Annotated in this window: 3 protein-coding genes; all 3 read left to right on the top strand. The window is 66.9% G+C overall.

Annotated features, from left to right (window positions below):
• The first annotated feature begins 409 nt into the window (after positions 1-409).
• Positions 410-601, top strand: coding sequence for a hypothetical protein (locus tag AC5JJ6_RS09695; protein WP_496041843.1), 192 nt, complete (start codon positions 410-412; stop codon positions 599-601).
• Positions 602-793: 192 nt separating this feature from the next.
• Entirely contained in the window at positions 794-952 is a 159-nt protein-coding gene (locus tag AC5JJ6_RS09690; RefSeq protein ID WP_496041842.1) for a hypothetical protein, read from the top strand.
• 62 nt (positions 953-1,014) lie between these two features.
• Positions 1,015-2,359: DEAD/DEAH box helicase (locus AC5JJ6_RS09685; protein WP_496041841.1), on the top strand; the 1,345-nt coding region annotated here is incomplete at its 3' end.

Below are 2,359 nucleotides of genomic sequence, written 5' to 3'. Positions count from 1 at the left end.
TACCTCGATACGCCGCCTTGCTCACCTCGTCATCACCCAGTTTCCGCCATAGCTCATATCACCCAGCGGCTTCCGGTCGTGGCGGGAACTTTCCGGAACCGGCCTTCCATGGAAGGCTGACAGGGCACCAGCGCCTCGTCACCGATATACAGCGGGATGGGACATCCCCAGCAGCGGGCACTGAGTGCCATAAAGTGAGTAGAACTCCCTCACGTTCACGCCGAAATCGTAAGTTGAAATTCTCCTTGCTCGGATTGGAATAAATCGGCTTCGCGGAGTGACTCTCGTTGCCGGCCTCCTTGCACTCCGCATTCAGCATGACTTCGATTATGGGAGAACATTCGCTTGGAACCGTCAGCTGCCAGGCCTGTTCTCGCATCACTTTCCAACAAGTGAAGGGATGATCAGGATGGCAAACCAACCACCTCCCGTACCCCCTGCCGGCCGCAGCGACAAGGGACCGGGTGGAGCGGCCCACGAGGGCAACCCCGTTGCGGACTTGAACGGGGTAGGCAGGGCGCCGGCGAACCTCCGGGAGCAGGACCGCCAGGGCAATACCAAGCAAAACACCACCCATCAGGGCTACCAGCAGGATCGTTGAGGATGTCGAGGAACACAGCCGACACAAACCGCCACCATGGCGGGCCCGGGTCAAGTCATCAGAACGCCGACAAACCGGTCGACGATCCCAAGAACCAGCCAAGCGGATGGCAGCCGGAACCCGGTCAGCCGACCAACTCAAACCGCAGCCGGGTCGGCACAGGCGGGGGTGAGCGGGATCGGCATCATACCCATGACCCAAAGACAAAATCGTAAGCAGGTCCGCCCTGACCGGCAACGTCGATGCCGGCTTCGGCACCCGGCGTGTTCGCATATCGTCGACCTGAGCAACGAGTCGCTGACGGTCGTGATCGCCGATCGGATCACGCCGTTCAGCGTCCTCGGTATCTGAGCGGTTTGAAGCCGGGAACGAAGGTTATCCCCCTGCCCTGCGTGGAGCGCAACCGGTTCGCCATGCCCTTTCCATCACTCCATCCCGCCCTGGTCGAAGCTTTGTCCGCCCGCGGTTACGCCGAGCCGACCGCCGTGCAGACAGCCGTGCTGCAGCCGGAGGCTGCCGGGCGCGACCTGCTGGTCTCGGCGCAGACCGGCTCGGGCAAGACTGTCGCCTATGGCCTGGGTGCGGCGCCGAACCTCATGGAAATGGAGCCAAATGACCGAGGAGCCCGCCGGCCCCGCATGCTGGTCATCGCACCAACGCGGGAGTTGGCGCTGCAGGTGGGCGGCGAGTTGGAGTGGCTGTACGCGCGCCTCGGGTCCAGGATCGTCACCTGCGTTGGCGGCACCGACATGCGCCGGGAACGACGCGCCCTGGCAGAGGGCGCCGATGTGGTGGTCGGCACGCCAGGACGGCTGCGCGATCACCTGGAGCGCGATGGTCTCACTGCCGCGTCATTGCGGGTAGTCGTGCTCGACGAGGCCGACGAGATGCTGGACCTGGGTTTCCGCGAGGACCTTGAAGCCATCCTCGACGAGACGCCGCCGGAGCGTCGTACCCTGCTGTTTTCCGCCACCGTGCCGCGGGGCATCGCCGCCCTGGCCAAGCGCTACCAGCGCGACGCATTGCGGATCGAGGCGACTGCGGGAGGCGAGCCCCATGGCGATATCGAGTACCGCGCCATGCTCGTGGCACCCCTCGAGACCGAACGCGCCCTGGTTAATGTGCTGCGCTTTTTCGAGGCTCGCGGCACCTTGGTGTTCTGCGCCACCCGCGAGGCGGTGGCGCGACTGCAGGGCAATCTGCTGGAACGGGGTTTTGCGGCGGTGGCTCTGTCGGGGGAACTGGGTCAGGCGGAGCGAACGCGGGCGCTGCAGGCCCTGCGCGACGGCCGCGCACGCGTCTGTGTGGCGACGGACGTGGCGGCGCGCGGCATCGACCTGCCCGATCTTGGGCTGGTCGTGCATGCGGACCTGCCACGCGACCCAGCGACGCTGCTGCATCGAAGCGGGCGCACCGGTCGGGCCGGCCGCAAGGGTACCAGCGTCCTGCTCGTGCCGCATACGCGCCGCCGGGCCGCCGAGCGCCTCCTCAGGGAGGCCGGTGTGCGGGCCGCCTGGTCCGCACCGCCCGCCGCCGAGGAGGTGCTGGCACGCGACCGCGAACGGCTGGAGCGCGAAGCGATATCCCTCGCCGCCGAGGACGTTTCGGAAGAAGATCTGGCCGTTGCCCGGACCCTGCTGGCGGAACGGGACCCGGAGCGTATCGCGGTCGCCCTGGTGCGTGCGCTCCGGGGGCCGCTTCCGAGCGCCGAGGAGTTGTCGGCCGGCGTCGACGGCGGGGACCGGCGCGATCGGTCTG

It is taken from the genome of Skermanella sp. (assembly GCF_059503625.1).
This window is presented reverse-complemented; position numbering and strand designations above follow the sequence as displayed.

Bases quoted from the DNA above. Each gene is read 5' to 3' on its own strand.
- AC5JJ6_RS09695 (WP_496041843.1), top strand. From the start codon at position 410: ATGGCAAACCAACCACCTCCCGTACCCCCTGCCGGCCGCAGCGACAAG.
- AC5JJ6_RS09690 (WP_496041842.1), top strand. From the start codon at position 794: ATGACCCAAAGACAAAATCGTAAGCAGGTCCGCCCTGACCGGCAACGT.